At 62.8% G+C, this 23,116-nt stretch carries 19 protein-coding genes, 1 tRNA gene and 2 pseudogenes; 15 read left to right on the plus strand and 7 right to left on the minus strand.

Annotated elements, in window-relative coordinates; all coding sequences use genetic code 11:
• The first annotated feature begins 32 nt into the window (after window positions 1–32).
• Both J8G26_RS15900 and J8G26_RS15905 read left to right on the plus strand, forming a co-directional pair.
• Window positions 33–1,571 carry a 2-isopropylmalate synthase gene (locus J8G26_RS15900; protein WP_087744973.1) on the plus strand — a complete coding sequence of 513 codons (1,539 nt, stop codon included), beginning with the start codon at window positions 33–35 and terminating at the stop codon, window positions 1,569–1,571.
• A gap of 114 nt (window positions 1,572–1,685) precedes the next feature.
• A complete protein-coding gene (locus J8G26_RS15905) occupies window positions 1,686–2,756 on the plus strand; it encodes a serine hydrolase (protein WP_087744976.1) in 1,071 nt (356 codons plus the stop codon).
• 53 nt (window positions 2,757–2,809) lie between these two features.
• Here J8G26_RS15905 and J8G26_RS15910 read toward each other — a convergent pair whose 3' ends face one another.
• From J8G26_RS15910 to J8G26_RS15940, 7 genes are all read right to left on the minus strand, one after another.
• On the minus strand, window positions 2,810–3,622 hold the full coding sequence (locus J8G26_RS15910) for an IclR family transcriptional regulator (protein WP_210570101.1): 813 nt from the start codon (window positions 3,620–3,622) through the stop codon (window positions 2,810–2,812).
• A gap of 54 nt (window positions 3,623–3,676) precedes the next feature.
• Window positions 3,677–4,438 (minus strand): arginyltransferase, encoded by a 762-nt coding sequence (locus J8G26_RS15915; RefSeq protein WP_210570102.1) that lies wholly within the window; start codon window positions 4,436–4,438, stop codon window positions 3,677–3,679.
• 17 nt (window positions 4,439–4,455) lie between these two features.
• Entirely contained in the window at window positions 4,456–5,190 is a 735-nt protein-coding gene (gene aat / locus J8G26_RS15920; protein ID WP_087744982.1) for a leucyl/phenylalanyl-tRNA--protein transferase, read from the minus strand.
• A gap of 152 nt (window positions 5,191–5,342) precedes the next feature.
• Window positions 5,343–5,418: transfer RNA gene (locus J8G26_RS15925), tRNA-Asn, on the minus strand.
• Window positions 5,419–6,087: 669 nt separating this feature from the next.
• Window positions 6,088–7,350: a CoA transferase gene (locus J8G26_RS15930; RefSeq protein ID WP_210570103.1), complete on the minus strand. Its 1,263-nt coding sequence runs from the start codon at window positions 7,348–7,350 to the stop codon at window positions 6,088–6,090.
• On the minus strand, window positions 7,347–8,195 hold the full coding sequence (locus tag J8G26_RS15935) for a hypothetical protein (protein ID WP_087744985.1): 849 nt from the start codon (window positions 8,193–8,195) through the stop codon (window positions 7,347–7,349). The genes J8G26_RS15930 and J8G26_RS15935 overlap by 4 nt, the downstream gene beginning before the upstream one ends.
• On the minus strand, window positions 8,192–9,190 hold the full coding sequence (locus tag J8G26_RS15940) for a tripartite tricarboxylate transporter substrate binding protein (protein WP_087748224.1): 999 nt from the start codon (window positions 9,188–9,190) through the stop codon (window positions 8,192–8,194). The genes J8G26_RS15935 and J8G26_RS15940 overlap by 4 nt, the downstream gene beginning before the upstream one ends.
• A 133-nt stretch (window positions 9,191–9,323) precedes the next feature.
• On the opposite strand from J8G26_RS15940, the gene J8G26_RS15945 reads away from it, so the two are divergent.
• The 13 genes and pseudogenes from J8G26_RS15945 to tnpA all read left to right on the plus strand — a co-directional run.
• Complete coding sequence (locus J8G26_RS15945; protein ID WP_210570106.1) at window positions 9,324–10,250, plus strand: LysR family transcriptional regulator; 927 nt, start codon at window positions 9,324–9,326, stop codon at window positions 10,248–10,250.
• A gap of 459 nt (window positions 10,251–10,709) precedes the next feature.
• The gene (locus J8G26_RS15950; protein WP_087748225.1) at window positions 10,710–11,675 is read left to right on the plus strand and encodes an ABC transporter substrate-binding protein; all 966 of its coding nucleotides are present in this window, start codon (window positions 10,710–10,712) and stop codon (window positions 11,673–11,675) included.
• A gap of 21 nt (window positions 11,676–11,696) precedes the next feature.
• Window positions 11,697–12,532: pseudogene (locus tag J8G26_RS15955) on the plus strand (ABC transporter permease).
• A complete protein-coding gene (locus J8G26_RS15960; protein WP_210570108.1) occupies window positions 12,529–13,308 on the plus strand; it encodes an ABC transporter ATP-binding protein in 780 nt (259 codons plus the stop codon). Before J8G26_RS15955 ends, J8G26_RS15960 begins: the two are co-directional and overlap by 4 nt.
• Before the next feature lie 18 nt (window positions 13,309–13,326).
• Window positions 13,327–14,139: a histidine utilization repressor gene (gene hutC, locus J8G26_RS15965; RefSeq protein ID WP_210570109.1), complete on the plus strand. Its 813-nt coding sequence runs from the start codon at window positions 13,327–13,329 to the stop codon at window positions 14,137–14,139.
• A 67-nt stretch (window positions 14,140–14,206) separates the two neighbouring features.
• Window positions 14,207–15,748 carry a histidine ammonia-lyase gene (hutH, locus tag J8G26_RS15970; RefSeq protein ID WP_210570111.1) on the plus strand — a complete coding sequence of 514 codons (1,542 nt, stop codon included), beginning with the start codon at window positions 14,207–14,209 and terminating at the stop codon, window positions 15,746–15,748.
• Window positions 15,749–15,787: 39 nt separating this feature from the next.
• On the plus strand, window positions 15,788–17,518 hold the full coding sequence (hutU, locus tag J8G26_RS15975) for a urocanate hydratase (protein ID WP_210570113.1): 1,731 nt from the start codon (window positions 15,788–15,790) through the stop codon (window positions 17,516–17,518).
• Window positions 17,519–18,376 (plus strand): phytanoyl-CoA dioxygenase family protein, encoded by an 858-nt coding sequence (locus J8G26_RS15980; protein WP_210570115.1) that lies wholly within the window; start codon window positions 17,519–17,521, stop codon window positions 18,374–18,376.
• Window positions 18,373–19,041 (plus strand): HutD family protein, encoded by a 669-nt coding sequence (locus J8G26_RS15985; RefSeq protein ID WP_210570117.1) that lies wholly within the window; start codon window positions 18,373–18,375, stop codon window positions 19,039–19,041. Before J8G26_RS15980 ends, J8G26_RS15985 begins: the two co-directional genes overlap by 4 nt.
• A gap of 67 nt (window positions 19,042–19,108) precedes the next feature.
• On the plus strand, window positions 19,109–20,431 hold the full coding sequence (gene hutI, locus J8G26_RS15990; protein WP_210570119.1) for an imidazolonepropionase: 1,323 nt from the start codon (window positions 19,109–19,111) through the stop codon (window positions 20,429–20,431).
• Window positions 20,421–21,818 (plus strand): formimidoylglutamate deiminase, encoded by a 1,398-nt coding sequence (locus J8G26_RS15995; protein WP_210570121.1) that lies wholly within the window; start codon window positions 20,421–20,423, stop codon window positions 21,816–21,818. The genes hutI and J8G26_RS15995 overlap by 11 nt, the downstream gene beginning before the upstream one ends.
• Before the next feature lie 30 nt (window positions 21,819–21,848).
• Window positions 21,849–22,682 carry an N-formylglutamate deformylase gene (gene hutG, locus J8G26_RS16000; protein ID WP_210570122.1) on the plus strand — a complete coding sequence of 278 codons (834 nt, stop codon included), beginning with the start codon at window positions 21,849–21,851 and terminating at the stop codon, window positions 22,680–22,682.
• A gap of 190 nt (window positions 22,683–22,872) precedes the next feature.
• A pseudogene (gene tnpA, locus J8G26_RS16005) lies at window positions 22,873–23,116 on the plus strand (IS200/IS605 family transposase); the annotation flags it as partial.

The following is a 23,116-nucleotide window of genomic DNA, read 5'->3' on the forward strand; positions in this document are numbered from 1 at the left end:
GGCAACAACCCACCAGTATCAGGAGAAACCACATGGCCGACAAACTCATCATTTTTGACACCACCTTGCGCGATGGCGAACAGTCCCCAGGCGCGTCGATGACCAAGGACGAAAAGCTGCGCATTGCCCGTCAGCTCGAACGCCTGAAGGTGGACGTGATCGAAGCCGGCTTTGCTGCCAGCTCCAACGGGGATTTCGAGGCGGTGCAGGCCATCGCCAATGCCATCCGGGAGTCCACCATCTGCTCGCTCTCGCGCGCCAACGACCGCGATATTTCGCGTGCCGCCGAGGCCCTTCAAGGCGCCGCCAGCGCGCGCATCCACACCTTCATCGCGACGTCGGCGCTGCACATGGAAAAGAAGCTGCGCATGACGCCAGAGCAGGTGCTGGAGCAGGCCCGGCAGTCGGTGCGTTTTGCGCGCAATCTGGTGGGCGATATCGAATTCAGCCCGGAAGATGGCTACCGCAGCGATCCGGACTTTCTGTGCCGCGTGATCGAGGCCGTGATTGCCGAGGGTGCCACCACCATCAATGTGCCCGATACCGTGGGTTATGCCGTGCCCGAGCTGTATGGCCACTTCATCAAGAACTTGCGCGAACGGGTGCCCAACAGCGACAAGGCCATCTGGTCGGTGCACTGCCATAACGATCTGGGCATGGCGGTGGCCAATTCGCTCGCGGGTGTAAAGATTGGCGGTGCACGCCAGGTGGAGTGCACCATCAACGGCCTGGGCGAGCGCGCGGGCAACTGCTCGCTTGAGGAGGTGGTCATGGCGGTCAAGACACGCCGCGACTACTTTGGCTTGGATGTGGGCATCGACACCAAGCACATCGTGGCTGCGAGCCGCATGGTCAGCCAGACCACGGGCTTTGTGGTGCAACCCAACAAGGCTGTGGTGGGTGCCAATGCATTTGCCCACGCCAGCGGCATCCACCAGGACGGCGTCCTGAAGGCCCGTGATACCTATGAAATCATGCGCGCCGAAGACGTGGGCTGGAGCGCTAACAAAATTGTTTTGGGCAAGCTCAGCGGGCGCAACGCCTTCAAGCAGCGCTTGCAGGAGCTGGGTGTGCAGCTGGAAAGCGAAACCGACGTCAACAATGCTTTTGCCAAGTTCAAAGAACTGGCCGACCGCAAGAGCGAGATCTTTGACGAAGACATCCTGGCGCTGGTGAGCGATGAAAGCGTGACCAGCGAAAAGGAACAATTTGGATTTGTTTCGCTTTCTCAGCACAGCGAGACGGGCGAGCGACCTCAGGCCTCGATCGTGTTCACCGTGGACGGCAAGGAGGTTCAGGGGCAATCCGATGGCAATGGACCGGTGGATGCATCACTCAAAGCCATCGAGTCGCATGTCCAGAGTGGTGCCGAGATGGTTTTGTACTCGGTGAACGCCATCAGCGGTTCGACCGAGAGCCAGGGGGAGGTCACCGTGCGACTGCAAAACAGCGGTCGTGTGGTGAACGGCGTGGGATCAGACCCGGATATCGTTGTGGCGTCCGCCAAAGCCTACCTGAGTGCATTGAACAAACTGCAAAGTAAAGCCGACCGTGTGGCCGCTCAAGGTTGAGATGTGAATCTATAATTCACTCACTTTATTGAAAAGTCGTGCAAGGTGTTGATCTTGCGCGACTTTTTTCGATTCTGTACACTGCCCACACTTTTTACCGTTTGGAGCACTTTGATGCACCATCGCCGCCCCACCGCATTGAATCGTTTTTTCCAGACTATTGGGTTGTTCGTGGTGAGCGTCGCGCTGCTGTCTCCAGCCGCCCAGGCGAGCGAACGCAAGAAAGCCTCCGTCAAAAAGCAGCAAGCCCAGTCCGTCAGCGCAAAGCGTGCTGCGGTAACGCGCAAGTCTGCAGGCGCGGGCAGGGCGTTGCGCGCTACGGCACGCACCGCAAAGGCCCCTACACGGGTTGCCTTTGAGCCCGCCAAGCAGTCCTTTGGCCAGATGGCGGGACTGCATCAAGTCACCGATCCCCTCGATCTCAAGTCCAGTGTGGCTTTCGTGATTGATCAGGACACGCACGAGGTTCTGGTCAGCAAGAACGACCATGCGGTGCTGCCCATTGCATCGCTGACCAAGCTCATGACGGGCCTCATCATCACCCAGGCCCGCCTGCCCATGGATGAACCCCTGACCATTACCCAGGATGATGTGGATACTGAAAAGGGGAGCCGCTCGCGTCTGAGCGTGGGTACCACTTTGACCCGTGGCGAATTGCTGCATCTGGCGCTGATGTCCAGTGAAAACCGCGCAGCCCACGCATTGGGCCGCACCTATCCCGGTGGACTGAATGCTTTTGTGGCACTGATGAACAGCAAGGCACGATCCATTGGAATGACCGACACGATCTATGTCGAGCCCACGGGGCTTTCAAGCCGCAACCAATCGAGTGCGCGCGATTTGGCCCGACTGGTGAATGTGGCCCACGGGGATCCGGTGATGCGGGAGTTTTCCACCTCTCCGGGTTATGAGGTCGCGGTGGGGCAAAAAACCCTGCAGTACAACAACACCAATGGGCTGGTAAAAAACCCGGAGTGGAACATCGGGTTGCAGAAGACCGGTTATATCTCTGAGGCGGGCCGATGCCTGGTGATGCAGACGCACATCGCCGGACGCAAGCTCATCATGGTTTTTCTGGACTCGGCGGGCAAGTTCAGTCGTCTGGGGGATGCGCAGCGTGTGCGCCAGTGGGTAGAGTCTTTGCCGGCGCTCGGGCCCAAACTGCAGGGCGCCCGCGCGGGCTGATCGGTGCGGCATTGCCCTGGCCTGGCGGTGTCAACCAGGGCTTGCGGCATATTTCAGGCTTCGGAAACGTTGCCGCCGGTCGTGTCTTTGGTGGAGAGGTAGCCCAGCGCCAGAGAAATTTCGTGTGCCGTGGCTTGCAGCTTGGGCAGCCAGCCCTCATCAAGGCGATCGGCCGGGGCCGATATGGACAGGCCTGCCACCAGCTTGCCCTGGTCATCAAAGACGCCTGCTGCCATGCAGCGCACGCCAAGTTCTAATTCTTCATTGTCACGGGCAACGCCATACTGGCGGGCTTTGGCCAATTCACGTTCGAGGATCGGCAGCTGGGTGATGCTGTTGCGGGTGTGCCCTGCCAGCCCGGTGTGTGTGGCGTAGGCGCGCACACGTTGCGGATCATCGAGCGCCAGAAACAGCTTGCCGGTGGATGTGAGGTGCAGCGGCGCCCGCCCGCCGATGGCACGTACCACCTGCATTCCAGATCGCTCGCTGTAGGCGCGTTCGACGTACACAATTTCATCGCCCTGGCGCATGCTCAGGTTCACCGGCTGCTGAATCAGCTTGTGCAGATTGCGCATGGGCGCAAGTGCCGCGTCGCGCACACTCAGGCGGGCCTTGACGAGATTGCCCAGCTCCAGCAGCCGCATGCCCAACCGGTAGCTGCCCGATTCTGGCCGGTCAACGAATCGGCCAATGGTCAGATCGTTCAGGATGCGATGGGTGGTGGAAGGATGCAAGCCGGTTTTCTCGCTGATTTCCTTGAGCGAAATGGCTTCTTCGCGAGATGCCAGGACATCGATCAGCGTGAACATGCGTTCGAGCACCTGAACGCTGGGTTTCACGGGAATGCCTGGATCTTTTTTCTTCATGGGGTGCGATGAAAGGGGAGTCTGTGCATTTTATCTTGTGAAATTTGATGGGCGCTACAGAGCCCCGGACACGCGCTGATCTGGCTGGCAGATCCATGTATTTGCCACCCGGATTTCATGGGGAATGAACCGGGCTTTGTAGTTCATCTTTGCGCTTTCCTGGATCCAGTAACCCAGGTACACATGGGGCAGGCCCAAGGACCTGGCCTGGTCAATCTGCCACATCACGTTGTAGGTGCCATAGCTGCACTGTGCGTCTGGCGCATAGAACGTGTAGACGGCCGAGAGACCATCTTCCAGGATGTCCAGGATGGACACCATCTTGAGTGCTCCCACCTCGCCAGACGCATCGAGCTCACGAAATTCGACGAGACGGGAGTTCACGCGGCTTTGCAGCAGAAACTGTGTGTATTGGTCGATGCTGTCATGGTCCATGCCACCGCCGGGGTGGCGGGCATTCTGGTACAGCCGGTACAGCTGGTAATGCTCGGGAACAAAGCACAACCTCAGTACCCTGGCCTGCAGGTGCCCATGGCGGGCAAAAGCGCGGCGCTGGCTGCGATCGGGCTTGAAATCGTGGACCTTGATGCGCAGGGGCACACAAGCCTGGCAACCGTCGCAGTAGGGGCGGTATGTGAACATGCCGCTGCGCCGGAATCCCTGGGCCACCAAGGCCGAATAGACATCGGTTTGAATCAGATGGCTGGGCGTGGCGACCTGTGACCGCGCCTGCCTGTCAGGCAGATAACTGCACGGATAGGGGGCTGTTGCGTAGAACTGAAGCGTTTGCAGCGGGAGGTCGTTGAGTTGCGTCATGCCGTGGGCACCGGGGATTACAACAGCTCGTTCCAGTATACGGGTTCAAAATGCCAAGGAATGGGTGGCCGACTGCACTGTCTTTGGACATGTCGCACGAACTCCGCGCGTGGCATTTCGCGAGCGCCGAGGGATGCCAGGTGCGATGTGTTTTGCTGGCAGTCAATCAGTTCGATGCCATTGCGACGGCACATGCACACCAGCGCGGCCAGCGCGATCTTGGAGGCGTCCGTGGCATGGGCAAACATCGATTCGCCAAATACGGCGTGGCCGATTGCCACGCAATACAGCCCACCCGCCAGCTTTCCTTCCACCCATGTTTCGACGCTGTGCGCCATTCCTTGTGCGTGCAGCGCTTCGTAGGCAGCCACCATGTCGGGGACGATCCAGGTGCTGTTCTGTCCGTCCCGTGGGGTGCTGGAGCATGCCCGGATGACCTTGCCAAAGGCGGAGTCGATACGGATTTCACAGGCTGCGTTTGTGCGAAATCTCTGCAGGGTTTTTCGCAGGGAACGATGCAATCGGAATGCTGCCGCCTCCAGCACCATGCGAGGATCCGGTGCCCACCAGAGAATGGGCTGGCCGGTGCTGAACCATGGAAATGTGCCCTGAGTGTAGGCAGCGCGTAGATGCGCTGCGTCGAGGGTCCCGCCCGCTGCCAAGAGGCCAGGAGCAGGGCTGTCCGCTCCCCATGCGGTGGAAGGATCTGGCAAAGAATCCTCTGGCTCCAGCCAGGGCAGTTGAGGGGGCATATTGCTACGTGTCAGGGGAGTAGGTAAAACACCTGGCTCAGTTTTGCGTTGGTATCAGGCTCAAAAAGTGGCTCAGTTCTCCGTCGGCGTCAACACCCGGTGCCGCAAAGCAAAAAGGCCACCCGTAAGGGTAGCCTTTAGCTGCCAATAGATGGCTCCTCGACCTGGGCTCGAACCAGGGACCTACGGATTAACAGTCCGGCGCTCTACCGACTGAGCTATCGAGGAATATGCTGTTCAACACACGTTGAAGCCCTGATTGTATAGTAAGTTTGCTACTGTTTTATGGGACCGGTTTTTGCGAATGATTGCTGATTGTTGTAGTTTTTCGCTGGTTAGTGTCCTACCAGTGTCCCATGGGACACCGGCAGGACCCTGGGAGAGGGCAGGCCGACAGAACAAGCGGCGCGGAAAGCGCCGTGACGACGTGGCTGACCCAACGCATGGGGTTTGATGCAAACTGCTTCGCGAATGTAAGGGCCAAGCGCTCGAAACCGGTCAAGCGCGGTCCGTTCAGCGTCTGACTCTCCCTAACCTCCAGCGTAGCTGGTCCCAAAAAAAGGGCGAGCACATAAGCTCGCCCGGAATCATGCAGCTAAACGTTTATGCGACGCACCTCCTGCACGGCACCTTTCTTAAACGGCGGCGCTCCATTGCATACCTGGAGCATCACTTTGAGCCGAGCCCAAATGACAACTTCAGGGCAGAGCCACCTGGGTCTGACGTTTTCTGAAGTCGCCGCGTGGGCGGTGCACTTTCAGCGCCTGGGTCTCAACCCACCGGCTTTAGCCGGTGGTTGTTGAGTCCCGAATCGTAGGGGGTGGTTTCGAGGTTGCTTCGATGCCGACACTTGAAGCTGAGGCTTCTCCGCCAACAACGAAGAACGCAAGTTGCCCGCTATGTTGGATCGGTGACCTTGCCGGATTCATCCAGCGAAAACTCGGCGATCTGGCTTTTGTTGGCGGCCTGGATCGCCGCGCCGCTCGTGAGCATCCGCTCGACTGCTTCGCCTTCGACACCGAGCTCGGCGAGGACCTTCGAGGTTTCCCAGCCGCGGGGCTGTGCGGCACCCCGGGTCGATGGGTAGTCGCCGTCGAAACGGATCGATGCGCGGATGACCTTTGTCTTGCCTTCCGTGGGATGGTTTTCTTCCCGCAGAAGACCCACGGCGACGAGGTGCGGATCCTCTGGCAGCGACTCCAGGGTGTTGCAGGGTTGGACTGCGATGTCGGCGGCACGGAAAAGCGCCAGCCATTCAGCGCTCGTCTTTGCAACAAGCGGCGCGCCCCGGATCTCGAACCACTCCGATACATTGCGGGCCCGTGCCGCGACGGTGTTGAACCGGGGGTCGTCCAGCAGGTCGTCTCGCCCGGTGGCGGCCAGGAATGCCCGTACTTGCGAGTCCGTGTTGACGGTAAAGGAGATCCAGCCGTCCGCGGTGGCGACCGGCCTGTTGTGCGGACTGAGCAATCGCAGATCGCCGGCCGGTCCGACCGGCGGGTCGAAGCTGTGCTGCGCCAGGTGCTCCTGCATGACAAACGCGGCCATCGTCTCGAACATCGGGACTTCGATGCTGCAGCCTTCGCCACTCACGCCGCGCTGGACGAGCGCAGAGAGGATCGCGCCTGCAGCGATTTCTCCAGCGACATGGTCACAGATCAGCATGGGGACATAGGCCGGTGCGCCGTCGCGGCGCAGTGCCAGGCCCGCCATGCCGGTGGCGCCCTGAATGACGCTGTCGTATGTCGGCAGGCCGGCATATGGCCCATCCGTTCCGTACCCCGTGATCAGGCAATGGATCTTGTCGGGGTGGCGCGCCCGCACGGTCTCGGCGTCCAGGCCCAGCCGGGCCAGCGCGTCCGGCCGCATGTTCGCGACGATGACATCGGCTGTTTCCAACAGCTGGTTGAGCGCCGCGCGTGCCTCCTTCGCCTTCAGGTCGAGACAGACGTTCCGCTTGCCACGGTTGAGGTGGAGGTAAGTGCCGGAGTGTTCGCCGGTGGGCGAAAGTCCGCCGAGGCCACGCATCAGGTCTCCTCCCGGGCTTTCGACCTTGATGACTTCCGCACCGTACTGGCCCAATCGCCAGGTGCATACCGGCCCGACCACCACGCTGGTCAGGTCCAGTATGCGGATGCCTTTGAGTGGTTCGAAACTCATGATGTTTGCACCTCCATCACCGCGCAAAGGCGCCCGTCGTCGTCCAGCACATGGACCTCGAAATGGTCGGCAACCTTCGCTCCGACCAGGTTCAGTGGACGATTGCAAAACAGCGGCGCGACATGCCGCGTCTTCCAGTGGCGGGGCGCCAACTGCATTTCGCGCAATGCGAACTCGGTCATCAGCAGGTTCGTCAGGCCACCGTTGACCACCAGGTCGGGCAGACCTTCGACGTCCCTTGCGTACTGCCTGTCGAGGTGGATCTTGTGCGAGTTGAAGCCCAAGGCAGAGTATTGGAACAGCAGGGTTTCGTCGGCGACCAAGGTCTTCTTCGCCAACACTTCGCCCGGAACCGGTGACGCCGGAATGCTTTTGGTGGCCGCAGCGGCCGTTGCGGGTGCAGCCCCCAGGAGGGCATAAGTCTGCGTTTCGCTCAAGGCGAGCACTCCCTCGCGCATGAGCCGATGCCCGATGGTGACGAGCGCCATGCGTCCGCCAGCGCCCTCCTTTTCCACAATCTTCTCTACCGAACTGAGCCGCTGTACAACGGCGCCGATTGGGATGTCCGAGACGCAGCTCACGGCGCGCCCGACGATCATCAAGCGCGGCAGGCCCAGGTCAGGAAGAGGGACCCCCAAGCCTGGAAAACCGTCGCCGCGCAGTGCGCTGCGCTGCGTATCCGCACCCATCAGGATGAATTGCCAGCCCCGTGGCAGCGAGGCGCCTTCGCGCAGGAGGTCTGGGTCCTGATCCAGCATGGCCGCAACCCGCCTTGCTGAAGCTAACGCGCAGATTTCCGTGCGGACGACCGAATTCCCGGTGCCGCTTGTCAGTTCGGCGTTCATTCGCCGACCTTTACATCCGCACGGCGGACCACGTCTTCCCACTTGGCCCGCTCCGCCAGGATGTACCTGGCGAATTCTTCCGGCGTGGAGCCCACCGGCTCGGCTCCCATCTCGACGTATTGCTTGTGAATGTCGGGCTGCTTGAGGGCCAGGGCGGCCTGTTTCGACAGTTGGGCGACGATCGGGCCCGGAGTGCCGTGGGGCGCCCACAGGCCATACCAGGTGCTGATGTTGAAACCGGGCAGGCCCGACTCGGCCACGGTGGGCACGTCCGGCAAGGCGGAGGAGCGCTTGGCGGTAGTCACGGCAATGGCGCGCAGCTTGCCCGATTTGATGAACGGCATCGCCGAAGGCATCGAGTCGAACATCAGCTGGATCTGCCCGCCCATCAGGTCGGTCAAGGCCGGGGCACTGCCCTTGTATGGCACGTGCTGCATGGCCACCTTGGCGGCGAGCTTGAAGGATTCGCCCGCCAGATGCTGCGAGGAAGCATTGCCTGGAGATCCGAAATTCAAGCGCTCGCGTCCGGACTTGGCCAGCGCGATCAGGTCGGCGACCGTCTTGATCGGCGAGTTGATGTTGACCACCAGGACCAGCGGCACCTCGGCCAGTTGCGTGATGGGCTCAAAGTCTTTAACGGCGTCGTATCGCATCTTCGTCTGGACGATCGGCGTGATGATGTGCAGCGAAGCGTTCGAGAGAAGGGTGTAGCCATTTGGAGTGGCGCGTGCCACTGCTTCGGCCCCGATCATTCCGCTCGCGCCCGGCTTGTTGTCTATGACGAAGGTCTGGCCCATCGCAGCGCCCATCTTCACGGCGACAAGCCGGGTCAGAAGGTCGGTGGGGCCGCCCGGCGGGAAGGGCAATACCAGGCGGATCGATTGACGGGGGTAATCCTGCGCGTGGCTCGATAACGGCAATGCGCCAAGAGCGCTCAGCAGGGGCAGCGTAATCCACGCACGGCGCCGGGAAAGGCCATTCAATAAATCGTTCATGTTTGTCTCCTTGGTCATGGCCGCCCGTCGCCCGCCGCCGGTGGCGGATGCGCGATGGCCCATTTGCAGCGCAAATCTTATTCGTGCATCGCGTCGGCGACAATCTCGCAATTTGTGCCACATATGTTGACCCATGATTGACAATCAGCTGGACCTGAACCTGCTGCGGCTGTTCATCACGATGGTGGAGTCGCCGTCGCTGACAGCAGCGGCCGCAGCCAGCGGCATGACGCGATCCAACGCGTCGCGACGTTTGAAGCTATTGGAGAACGCGGTCGGGGCGCAGTTGATGCGGCGTACCACCCGCCATGTGGAATTGACCGAGGCAGGACAATTTCTTTACACGCACGCCCTGCGAATGCAGGAAGAGTTGGACGCGGCCAGGAGTTCGATCGATAGCCTCGGGCAGACATTGAGAGGCGATGTCCGAATACGTGTGCCGACAGGGCTGGCGCATCTGTATCTCACCCCAGTCCTCCTCGAATTCGCCAAAAGCCACCGGCAGATTTCCTTGCGGGTCGCGATTAACGACAGTATCGGCGACCTTATCTCGGCGGAAGTCGATGTCGCCCTCAAGGTAACCTCGCAGCCGCCGGAAGACCATGTCGCAAAACGGATTTGCGACGTCAGTTGGTGCCTGTGCGCATCCACCGCTTTTTTGAATGCCCGGCCTCCAATCACACAACTGGCAGACCTGGAAGGATGCGACCTGATAACACCCCAATCCCTGGGCCGTCGGTTCAACATGAAACTGCGGATAGACGGCGTGTCTCACACCCTTCGGGCAAATCCGAGAATCCAGTCTGGAGACTATCCTTTCTTGTTCGAGTCCATGATGGCGGGGCTCGGCGTTGCCCTTCTGCCTCGGTATGCGGTCTGGCGGGCGATTCAAGCGGGCGGGGCGAGGGAAGTTTTCGAAAATTGTGAAGCTGTCGGTGTGGGCGACAGTATTTACATGCTGACAACGTCCAATCGCTATCCCACCCTTGCAACGAAAGCACTCATGGACTTTGTCAGCGATCACCTGAAAAACCAGGCGCCTCAATGGCATGCCCGTTGAAATTCGGTTTCAGACCTTTGTCCAACCCCTGCTTTTTTGACGGTCGATAGGGCTAAGAATCCCACTTTTCAGGGGCAAGGTCACCGCGGGTAACACCTTGAAAGGGGGGCTAAGGCTGAGGGGCGCTTTGTCTGCACACCGCTGGTGCGTTTTGGTTTGTCGTCACCGAACCATGCAGGGGGTCTGCAGCGGCGCTTTTTATATCAAATTGGGTTCTTACGCTTGTTGCACAAGCGCAAGCAGCTATAAATTTGATAGTTGATTGTGTTGAAAACCCCACCCAATAGCCGTTGCCACAGGTTGGCCCTTTTCTTGCTGTGTATTGGCAGCATCACTTTCAGCTGTTTTTGGTGTTTACCCTGTATAGACAGGTATACCAGGGTGCCATGATGGCGGCCGATGTGCACGGGTGCACCGGCTGGAGTGGGGCAAGGTACTTTCTTCAAACAGGAGCAGATGATGACTCGATCGGTTGTGAAATGGACGTCGCTGGCAGCGGCAACGGCATGCATGATGGCCCTGGCCGCACCGGCCCAGGCGCAGGACACCAAAATCGTGCTGGGCATGTCCGGCTGGACGGGCTTTGCGCCGCTCACCCTGGCCGACAAAGCGGGCATCTTCAAGAAGAATGGGCTGGACGTGGAGATCAAGATGATTCCGCAAAAGGACCGCCACCTCGCCCTGGCATCCAAGTCCATCCAGTGCGCCGCCACCACGGTCGAAACGCATGTGGCCTGGAACGCTAATGGCGTGCCCATCGTGCAGATCTTCCAGATGGATAAGTCCTATGGCGCTGACGGCATCGCGGTGCGCGGCGACATCAAGAGCTTTGCCGACCTCAAGGGCAAGACCATCGGCGTGGATGCGCCCGGCACCGCCCCGTACTTTGGCCTGGCCTGGATGCTGAGCAAGAACGGCATGAGCCTCAAGGACGTGAAGACCACCACGCTGTCGCCCCAGGCGGCTGCACAAGCCTTTGTGGCGGGCCAGAACGATGCCGCCATGACCTACGAGCCGTACCTCTCCACCGTGCGCGACAACCCTGCTGCGGGCAAGATTTTGGCCACCACGCTTGACTACCCCATGGTGATGGACACCGTGGGCTGCGACCCTACCTGGCTCAAGGCCAACGGCAAGGCCGCGCAGGCGCTGGCCAACTCGTACTTCCAGGCGCTGGACATGATCAAGGCCGACCCTGCCAAGTCCAACGAGATCATGGGTGCTGCCGTCAAGCAGACGGGCGAGCAGTTCGCCAAGTCGTCGTCCTTCCTGCGCTGGCAGGACAAGGCTGCCAACCAGAAGTTCTTTGCGGGCGAGCTGACCACCTTCATGAAGGACGCCACGGCCATCTTGTTGGAGGCGGGCATCATCCGCAAGGCGAATGAAGATTTGGCAGTGACCTTCGACGCGAGCTTCATCAAATAAGAGCAGGAAGAAGAACGCGCCATGTCTGCTGTGCAACCCCTGTCTGTGACCACGCCAAAGGCCCCCGGGCGCCGACGCTCACTGGCCCCTCTGGAGCCTGTGAGCGCCCGTGCCCGCTGGCTGCTGGGCTTTGGTTTTTTTGTGTTGTTCGTGCTGGTGTGGGCGTTCTTCACGCTGGGCGGCTTCGTGTCACCCACCTTCCTGGCCAGCCCCGTCACCATGGCCAAGGAGGGCTGGCTACTGTTCAGCGAATACGGCTTTCACAAAGACATCGGCATGACGGTGTGGCGCGTGTTCGGCGGCTTCATCCTGGCCGCTGTCATCGCCGTGCCGCTGGGCATCGCGATGGGTGCCTACAAGGGCATTGAGGCCTTCTTTGAGCCCTTCGTTTCGTTCTGCCGCTACCTGCCTGCATCGGCCTTCATCCCGCTGTTGATCCTGTGGGCGGGCATTGGCGAGGCACAGAAGATCCTCGTCATCTTCATCGGCTCGGTCTTTCAGATCACGCTGATGGTGGCCGTCACCGTGGGGGGGCGCGGCGCGACCTGGTGGAAGCTGCTTACACCCTGGGCGCGGGCCACAAGGGCATCGTCACGCGCGTGCTCATCCCTGGCGCTGCGCCCGAGATCGCCGAGACCCTGCGCCTGGTGCTGGGCTGGGCCTGGACCTATGTGATCGTGGCCGAGCTGATCGGCTCATCCAGCGGCATCGGTCACATGATCACCGACAGCCAGTCGCTGCTCAACACCGGCCAGATCATCTTCGGCATCATCATCATCGGCCTCATCGGGCTGGTGTCCGACTTCGCCTTCAAGGCGCTCAACCACCGTCTGTTTGCCTGGAGTTTTGTGCGATGAGCCGCGTATCTATTCAAGCCGTCTCGCGCGTCTTCGAGACCGCCAAAGGCCAGCGCACACAGGCGCTGCAGCCGGTGGATTTTGAAGTGCGTGACAACGACTTCGTGACCATCCTCGGCCCCTCGGGCTGCGGCAAGTCCACGTTGCTGCGCATCGTGGCGGGGCTGGACCACGCCACCAGCGGCCGTGTGCTGCTCGACGGCATGCCAGTGGAGGGCCCTGGCGCAGAGCGCGGCATGGTGTTCCAGAGCTACACGCTGTTCCCCTGGCTCACCATCGAGCAGAACATCCGCTTCGGCCTGCGCGAGCGGGGCATGCCCGAATCGCAGCAGAAAGAGCGCGCTGCGTACTTCATCGCCAAGGTGGGCCTGCGCGGCTTCGAGCAGCATTTCCCCAAGCAGCTGTCGGGTGGCATGCAGCAGCGCACCGCCATTGCGCGCGCGCTGGCCAACGACCCCAAGATTTTGCTGATGGACGAGCCCTTTGGCGCGCTCGACAACCAGACCCGCGTGCTAATGCAAGAGTTGCTGCTCGGCATCTGGGAAGCGGAGCGCAAGACCGTGCTCTTCGTCACCCACGACATCGACGAAGCCATCTTCATGGCCAACCGCGTGGCCGTGTTCAGCGCCCGGCCTGGCCGCATCAAGACCGAGCTGGCAGTGGACTTGCCGCACCCGCGCCATTACACAATCAAGACCAGCCCTGAGTTCATGGACCTCAAGGCGCGCCTCACGGAAGAGATCCGCGCCGAATCCATGGCGGCGGATCTGCATTGATCTGAAAACGCACATCCCATGAGCGCCCGTCTTTCCCGCAGCACCGTAGCCACTGCATCCCGCAGAGCCTCGCCTGCCAAGGCCGTGGCAGCCGTGGCTGCGCCCGCACCGGCGATGGCGCTGTACGAGCAGATCAAGGACCACATCTCGCGCAAGATCCAGGAAGGCATCTGGCGCGCGGGCGACCGCCTGCCGTCCGAAAACGAGCTGGTCACCCAGTTCGGCATCTCGCGCATGACGGTGAACCGCGCGCTGCGCGAACTGGTGGAGCAGGGCCGCATCGTGCGCGTGGCCGGCGTGGGCAGCTTCGTGGCGGAAGACAAGCCCCAGTCCACGCTGCTGCAGATCGCCAACCTCGCGAGCGAAATCCGCCAGCGGGGGCACGACTACCGATGCGACGTGCTGGCCGTGGAGCGCATCTCGGCCACGCTCGAAGTGGCGGCAGCGCTGGACCTGCGCACGGGCGAGTCGGTGTTCCACTCGCTGTGCATCCACCGCGAGGACGGCCTGCCCGTCCAACTGGAAGACCGCCACGTGAACCCGCGCCAGGTGCCCCAGTTCGCCGCGCAGGACTTCACGCAACTGCAACCCTCCGAATACCTGGTGCGCAACGTGCCGTTCGACCAGATCGAGCATGTGGTCGATGCCGTCATGCCCACCGCCGAGCAGGCCGCGCTGCTGGAGATGTCTCCGCAGGAGCCTTGCCTGCTGCTCACCCGCCGCACCTGGTCGCGCGGCGTACCCATCACCGTGGTGCGCTGCCTGCACCCCGCCACCCGCTACCGTTTGGGCAGCCGCTTCCGGGCCGACGGCAACCCCGTCGCTGGTTGATGGCTGTTGGTCAAAAGCCCCAGAATTTCTTTCGCTTGTACCTACTTGTATATACAGGATCAACGCCATGACAAAAGCCACCACTTCCTCCCTGACCCTGCTCCCCGGCCATGTGTCGTTGGCCGCGCTGCGCAGCATCTATGCCGCGCCCGTGCAATTGTCGCTGGACCCGTCCGCGCGCGCCCTCATGCAGGCGTCGCTGGCCACGGTGCAGCGCATCGTGGACGAAGACCAGGTGGTCTATGGCATCAACACCGGCTTTGGAAAGCTCGCCAGCACCAAGATCGCCCACGCGCGCCTGGCCGAGTTGCAGCGCAACCTGGTGCTGTCGCACAGCGTGGGCACGGGCGATGCGCTGGCGGACGATGTGGTGCGCCTCATCCTTGCGACCAAGGCCATCAGCCTGGCGCGCGGCCACTCCGGCATCCGGCCTGAGATCGTGGATGCGCTGCTGGCCATGGCGAACGCCAATGTGCTTCCTGTTATTCCGGCCAAGGGCTCGGTCGGCGCGTCGGGTGACCTGGCGCCGCTCGCCCACCTGGCCTGTGTGCTAATCGGTGAAGGGCAGGCCAAGGTGAATGGCACGGTGGTGTCGGGGGCCGAGGCCATGCGCTCTATCGGCCTTGCACCGTTCGTGCTGGGTCCCAAGGAAGGGCTGGCGCTGCTCAACGGCACGCAGGTGTCCACCTCGCTCGCGCTGGCCGGGCTGTTTGGTGCCGAGAGCGTGTTCGCTGCCGCGCTGGTGGCAGGCTGTCTGTCGCTCGAAGCCATCAAGGGTTCGGTCAAGCCGTTTGATGCACGCATCCACGAGGCACGCGGCCAGACCGGGCAGATCGCCGTGGCCGCTGCCGTGCGCGCGCTGCTCGATGGCAGCGCCATCGATACCTCGCACCCGAACTGTGGCCGCGTGCAAGACCCGTATTCCATCCGCTGCGTGCCGCAGGTGATGGGCGCGTGCCTCGATAACCTGCACCATGCCGCACGCGTGCTGACGATCGAGGCGAATGCGGCGTCTGACAATCCGCTCGTTTTTGACAACGGCGACGTGATCTCCGGCGGCAACTTCCACGCCGAGCCCGTGGCCTTCGTGGCAGACATCATCGCACTGGCCGTGGCCGAGATTGGCGCCATCTCCGAGCGCCGCCTGTCGCTGCTGCTGGACCCAGGTCTCTCAGGCCTGCCCGCCTTCCTGATCCGCGACAGCGGCGTCAATTCAGGCTTCATGATCGCCCAGGTCACCGCCGCCGCGCTGGCGGCCGAGAACCAGTGCCTGGCCAACCCCAGCAGCGTGACCAGCCTGCCCACATCGGCCAACCAGGAAGACCATGTCTCCATGGCCACCTACGGCGCGCGCCGCCTGGGTGACATGGTGCGCAATGCGGCCGTGATGGTGGGCATCGAGGCCATGGCCGCTGCGCAGGGCATGGAGTTCGACCGCAGCCTGAAATCCTCGCCCCTCATCGAAGACCAGTTCGCCGCCATTCGCCAGCGCGTGGCCTATCTGGAGCAAGACCGCTTCCTTGCTACCGACATCGAAGCCATGCGCGGATGGGCCATGGAGACGCCATGGCCTGTGCCGTTGCTGCAGTGCCTGCCCAGCCACGCCTGATCTTTTCTGTTCACACCCATTGATTCACAGGAGTCCACCATGAACGCCAACGACGCCATCATTGCTGCCGCAGCTTCGTCCAACACCGACCCCCGCCACGACGCCAGCCGCGTGATCCGCGCGCCGCGCGGCAGCCAGCTCACCTGCAAGAGCTGGCTCACCGAAGCGGCCTACCGCATGATCCAGAACAACCTGGACTCCGAAGTGGCCGAGCGCCCACAAGACCTGGTGGTGTATGGCGGCATCGGCCGCGCCGCGCGCAACTGGGAGTGCTATGACCAGATCCTCGCCTCGCTCAAGGACCTGAACGACGACGAAACCCTGCTCATCCAGTCCGGCAAGCCCGTGGGCGTGTTCAAGACCCACTCCAACGCGCCCCGCGTGCTGCTGGCCAACTCCAACCTGGTGCCCAAGTGGGCCAACTGGGAGCACTTCAGCGAGCTGGACCAGAAGGGCCTGTTCATGTACGGCCAGATGACGGCGGGCAGCTGGATCTACATCGGCACGCAGGGCATCGTGCAGGGCACCTACGAGACCTTTGCCGAGGCGGGCCGCAAGCATTACGGCGGCTCGCTGGAGGGCAAGTGGATCCTGACTGCGGGCCTGGGCGGCATGGGCGGCGCACAGCCGCTGGCCGCCACCTTTGCGGGTGCGGTGTCGCTCAACATCGAGTGCCAGCAAAGCAGCATCGACTTTCGCCTGCGCACACGCTACGTGGACAAGCAGGCGCGTGACGTCGACCATGCGTTTGAACTCATCCAGCAGCACACGGCGGCCAAGGAAGCTATCTCCATCGCGCTACTGGGCAATGCGGCCGACGTGCTGCCTGAACTGGTGAAGCGTGCCCAGGCAGGTGGCTTGAAGCCCGATTTGGTAACCGACCAGACCTCGGCCCACGACCTCGTCAACGGCTACCTGCCCGCAGGCTGGACCGTGGCGCAGTGGCGCGCCGCGCAGCAGGACGTGACGCAGCACGAAGCGCTGAAGAAAGCCGCCGCCAAATCCTGCGCCGTGCATGTGCAGGCCATGCTCGACTTCCAGTCGATGGGCATCCCGGTGGTGGACTATGGCAACAACATCCGCCAAGTGGCATTTGATGAAGGCGTTAAGAACGCGTTCGACTTCCCTGGCTTCGTGCCTGCCTACATCCGCCCGCTGTTCTGCGAAGGCAAAGGGCCGTTCCGTTGGGTGGCGCTGTCGGGGGACCCGGAGGACATCCGCAAGACCGACGCCAAGATCAAGGAGCTGTTCCCCGAGAACAAACACGTGCATCGCTGGCTCGACATGGCGGGCGAGCGCATCGCCTTCCAGGGCCTGCCCGCGCGCATCTGCTGGCTGGGCCTGGGCGAGCGCCACATTGCGGGCCTGGCCTTCAATGAGATGGTGAGGAACGGCGAGCTCAAGGCGCCCATCGTCATCGGCCGCGACCACCTGGACACTGGCAGCGTGGCCAGCCCCAACCGCGAGACCGAAGGCATGAAGGACGGCACCGACGCCGTGAGCGACTGGCCGCTGCTCAATGCGCTGCTCAACACTTCGGGCGGCGCCACCTGGGTCAGCCTGCACCACGGCGGCGGCGTGGGCATGGGCTACTCGCAGCACTCGGGCATGGTCATCGTGGCCGATGGCACCGAAGCGGCGGCTCAGCGCCTTGCCAATGTGCTGGTCAACGACTGCGGCAGCGGTGTGATGCGCCATGCCGACGCGGGTTATGAACTGGCGGTGGAGACGGCCAAGAAGCAGGGTCTGAAGCTGCCGATGGTGAAGTGAATGGCCAGCTTTGCACAACGCCTGCAGGAGCGACTGAGCGACGCGCAGGTGGCAGACTTCGCCCGCGACGGCGCCATCTGCATCAAGCAACTGCTCACGCCCGATGAAGTCGCGCTGCTGCGCGAAGGCATCGATGCCAACCTGGCCGCACCCAGCCTGCGCGCCAAGGTGGCCAGCCGCCCCGATGACCCGGGCCGCTTCTTCGAGGACTTCTGCAACTGGCAAGACATCCCGCAATTTGGCCGCTTCGTGCACGAGACGCCGCTGGCCCTGGTCGCGCAGCGGCTTATGCAATCGCGCACCGTGCGGCTGTACCACGACCATGTGTTGGTGAAAGAGCCGGGCACGCGCCAGCGCACACCGTGGCACCAGGACCAGCCCTACTACAACATCGAAGGCATGCAGAACGTGAGCATGTGGATTCCGGTCGACCCGGTGTCGCGCGCTGCCACGCTTGAATTCGTGGCCGGTTCACACAAGGGCCCCTGGCTCATGCCGCGCACCTTCATGGACAACCAGGCCAAGTGGTTCCCCGAAGGCAGCCTGCAGGACTTGCCCAATGTCGAGGCCGACCGCGACGCCTTCCCCATCGTGGGCTGGGAGACCGAGCCCGGCGACGTGGTGTGTTTCCACATGCTCACGCTGCATGCGGCGGGTGGGGTGGACGGCACCAACCGCCGCCGCGTGTTCTCGGTGCGATTCCTCGGTGACGACACGCGCCATGCGCCCCGCCCGTGGAAGACATCGCCCGAGTTTCCGGGCCTGGCCGATGAGCTGCCCGCCGGGGCGGAGATGAATCACCCGCTGTTCCCTCTGTTGGTGGATGGTGCGCCGGCGCAGCGGGGTAACGTCGCATGACGGCGTTTTTTGACCTGGCCGACCTATCTTCTGTGCCCTGGAAGAACGGTGGTGGCAGCACGCAGGAGCTGGTTTGCTGGCCACCCGGTGCCGGCATGGACGATTTTGAATGGCGTGTGAGTGTGGCCACCATTGCCACCCCCGGACCTTTCTCGGCCTTCCCCGGGGTGGATCGGCAGATCATGCTGCTGGGGGGCGATGGTGTGCATCTGCAGGGTGCTGGTGGCCGTTGGGAGCATACGCTGGACCAGCGTTGGCACCCGTTTGCCTTCTCGGGCGATGAGCCCGTGAATTGCCGCATGCGGGGTGGCGCCTCGACCGACTTCAATCTCATGCTGCGCCGGGGTGCCTGGCGCGGCACGCTGCAAGTGGTGCGCGACGCGCAGCAGCTTGCACACGCCCCTGCTGGCCTTTGTATGGTGCTGCAGGGCACCTGGGTTTTTTGCGGCGACGGTAGCAACCCGCGTTCGCTGATGGCGGGGCAGGGGGCCTGGTGGGTCAATGGACCTGCCGAAGCCAATGGCAATGGCGCGCAGGTGGGCGACGGCGGGGTTGCGAGCACCCGCCTCGAACCCCTCGGTGACACGAGCCGTGTGGGGCAGCAAGGTGCTGACCCTGTTCTGGTCTTTGTGGCGCTGCAGCCTTTCATTTCGATAGAAATATGATTAAAAATGGCCGCTAGCGCTTTATTTATAAGCGTAAGCAGCTATTAATTGAGTAGCAATTACATCCATGAACACGTTTGCAAACCCGCAGATTCAGGGCGAGCTCTCCCGGCTTTCATCGGCCCCCATGGCGGACGGCGTCTGGTCGGGCCTGCGACCCGTTGCCCCTTTGTGGGTGGCCGATGTGGCGGTGCCTGAGGGGCAACCCGCCAGCGTGGTGGTGCAAAGTGGCATGGTGCGCTGGGTGGGGCCGCACGCGCAGTTGCCATCGGCCTTCAGCGCTTTGCCCCGGTTTGACGGCCAGGGCGCCATCGCCACGCCCGGCCTGGTCGATTGCCACACCCATTTGGTCTACGGCGGCCAGCGTGCCAACGAGTTCGCCATGCGCCTGGCCGGCGCCACCTATGAAGAGGTGGCTAAGGCGGGCGGGGGCATCGTGTCGTCGGTCAAGGCCACGCGCGAGGCGTCGGAGGACGAACTGTTCGCGCTGGCCTTGCCGCGCCTGCAGGCCTTGCTGGCAGAGGGCGTGTGCGCCATCGAGATCAAGTCTGGCTATGGGCTGGCTTTGGCCCATGAGCGCAAGCAGCTGCGCGTGGCGCGCCGCCTGGGCGAGGCGTTCGGCGTGACGGTACGCACCACCTTTCTCGGCGCGCATGCGTTGCCACCCGAGTACGCGGGCCGCAGCCAGGCGTACACCGACCTCGTCTGCCACGAGATGCTGCCCGCGCTGGCGGCCGAGGGCCTGGTGGATGCAGTGGACGTGTTTTGCGAACGCATCGCCTTCACCTTGGCGGAAACGGAGCAAGTGTTTCAGGCGGCACAAAAGCTCGGCATCCCCGTCAAGCTGCATGCCGAGCAACTGTCGGACATGGGCGGCGCAGTGATGGCCGCGCGCTATGGCGCGCTGTCGTGTGATCACATCGAACACTTATCGGCCGACGGCATCGCCGCCATGAAGGCGGCCGGCACCGTGGCCGTGCTGCTGCCGGGCGCCTACTACACGCTGCGCGACACGCAGCTGCCCCCCATCGCGCAGTTGCGCAAAGCGGGCGTGCCCATGGCCGTCTCCACCGACCACAACCCGGGCACCTCGCCTGCACTGAGCCTGCTGCTCATGGCCAACATGGCCTGCACGCTGTTCCGCCTGACGGTGCCCGAGGCGCTGGCAGGCATCACCACCCATGCCGCGCGCGCATTGGGGCTGCAGGATTCGCAGGGGCTCATTGCGTCGGGCCGACCCGCCAATTTTGTGCTGTGGCCCGTGGGGGAGGCTGCAGAGTTGGCCTACTGGTTGGGCCACAAGCCCGCCTGCACCATCGTGCGCCAGGGCCGTGTGGCCGCCGACGGCCTGGGCATTCACACACACCAGGGAGTTCGCCATGGCGCTTGACGCTTCACACAGCCTTTTTGCGGCCGATGCGCTGCTGCCCACCGGCTGGGCGCGCAATGTGCTGGTGCATTGGGATGGGGCGGGGCGCATTGGTGCGGTCACTGCGGACACCACCGCGCCACAGGGCACGCCGGTGGCAGCCGGGCCTCTGCTACCCGGCATGCCCAACCTGCATTCGCATGCGTTCCAGCGCGCGTTTGCCGGACTCACTGAATACCGGGGAGAAAGCCAGGACAGCTTTTGGAGCTGGCGCAATCTGATGTACCGCTTTGCCGCGCGCATCACGCCCGAGTCGCTGGAGGCCATTGCCACCTGGCTGTACGTGGAGATGCTGGAGGCGGGCTACACCTCGGTGTGCGAGTTTCACTACGTGCACCACGACCGCGATGGCAGGCCCTATGCCGACGACGCCACGCTGTCTCTGGCCCTGCTGCGCGCCGCGCGCAACGCGGGCATGGGCATCACACTGCTGCCGGTGCTGTACCAGACCAGCGGCTTTGGCGCCAAGCCGCCGCGTGCCGACCAGGCGCGCTTCATCCGCAGCACGGACAACATGCTCTCTTTATTGGAGCGCCTTGCGCCCGCTGCACAAGCGCAAGGGGCCGTTTTGGGTCTGGCGCCGCACTCGCTGCGGGCTGTGCCGCCCGACAGCCTGGCCGCTGCCGTGCAGGGCCTTACCGCCTTGAACCCGCAGGCTCCCATCCACATCCACATTGCCGAGCAGACGCAGGAGGTGGATGACTGTGTGGCCTGGAGCGGCCAGCGCCCCGTGCAATGGCTGCTCGACCATGCACCCGTGGACGCCCGTTGGTGCCTGGTGCACGCCACGCACATGACGCCGGATGAATACGCCGCTGCCGCACGCACGGGCGCCGTGGCAGGCATCTGTCCCACGACAGAAGCGAATCTGGGCGATGGCATTTTTGACATGCCGCTGTGGCTGCAACATGGCGGCCGCTGGGGCGTGGGCTCGGACAGCCATGCCTGCGTGAACGCGGCCGAAGAGTTGCAGATGCTGGAGTACAGCCAGCGCCTGTCGCGGCGTCAGCGCAACGTGCTGGCCAGTGCGGCGCAGCCCGAGGTCGCCACGGCCATGAGCTTGCAGGCCGTGTCGGGTGGCGCGCAGGCCGCCGGGCGCGCTGTTGGTGGCCTGGCCGTGGACCAGCAGGCTGACATGGTGGTGCTGGACGCGCAGCATGTGGCGCTGCGTGATCTGCCTGTGCACAGCATGCTGTCGGCCCATGTGTTTGGCAGCCACCGCACTTCGGCCGTTGATAGCCTGTGGGCAGGTGGCGTGTGCCGTGTGTCCAAAGGCCGCCATGCGCTGCACGAGGCCGCCGCGCAGGCCTTTGTGGCCGCGCGCTCTGCCACCATTGCACGCGACTGATCCCTTCCCCCCTTTTTTTCTGAACCCGCCATGACCAATACCGCCAATACCGCACCACCACCGTCGTTCAATTTTTACCAGGGCACGCAGCCGCTGCTGATCTCCATGCCCCACGCAGGCACCTATGTGCCCCCGGCGCTGGCCGCTCGCTTCACGGAAGAAGCCCGCCAGGTGCCCGACACGGACTGGCACATGGAGCGCCTCTACGCCTTTGCCAAAGACATGGGGGCGTCCATCCTGGTGGCCACGCATTCGCGGTATGTGGTCGATCTGAACCGTCCGCCCGACGGCGCCAGCCTGTACCCTGGCCAGAGCGTCACCGGCCTGTGTCCTGTCGATACCTTTGACGACACACCCATCTACGCCAACGGTGATGTGCTCGATGACGCTGAGATCGCCGCGCGCCGCGACGCCATCTGGGCGCCGTACCACGCGCAACTGCGTGCTGAGCTGGACCGCATCCGCGCGCAACACGGTGTGGCAATGCTGTGGGACGCCCATTCCATCCGCTCGGTGCTGCCGCGCTTCTTTGAAGGCAAGCTGCCCGACCTGAACCTGGGCACGGCCAACGGCGAAAGCTGTGACCCTGCGTTGGCGCAAGAAGTGCTGTCGATTGCGAAGCAAGCCAGTGGGTATACGGCAGTGCTCAATGGCCGCTTCAAGGGCGGGCACATTACACGCACCTATGGCCAGCCGGGGCAGGGCGTGCATGCCATCCAGTTGGAGATGACCCAGTGCAGCTATATGCAAGAAGCATTGCCATTTGACTACCTGCCCGAGGTGGCTGCGGGCGTGCAGCCGCACCTGCGGCGCATGCTGGAGGCCGTGCTGGCGTTTGCCGCGCGCCAGGCGCCCAAAGGCTGACGGGTTTGCCCGGCACTGGCTATGAGGGTGGACGCCCGGTGTCCAGAACGTTATTGATTCGACGCAGTTTATTAATAGCAGGAAAACCCCGGTTCTGCCGGGGAGGCAGTAGGAGTTTGACTTTTCAGGAGTTGTCCATCGCAGAGACTTCCAGACGTGAGCCGCCCAGCAAACGAAAGGAATAATGAGGATGGACAAGTATGAGAGTTTGAATCACACGGCATGGGACTGCAAATATCACGTGGTTTCATGCCGAAATGTCGGCGAAGGACGCAGTACTACCAACTGCGCCAGCACCTTGGAGAGGTGTTTCGCAAGCTGGCGGCGCAAAAGGAGTACAGGGTGGAGGAAGGGCACCCGATGCCTGATGAGGTGCATGTGATGCTATCGATCTGTCCTGGTCAAGTTTTTTCGGACATTCCGATAGGGGAATT

The organism is Acidovorax sp. JG5 (assembly GCF_017939685.1).
GTDB lineage: Bacteria > Pseudomonadota > Gammaproteobacteria > Burkholderiales > Burkholderiaceae_C > Acidovorax.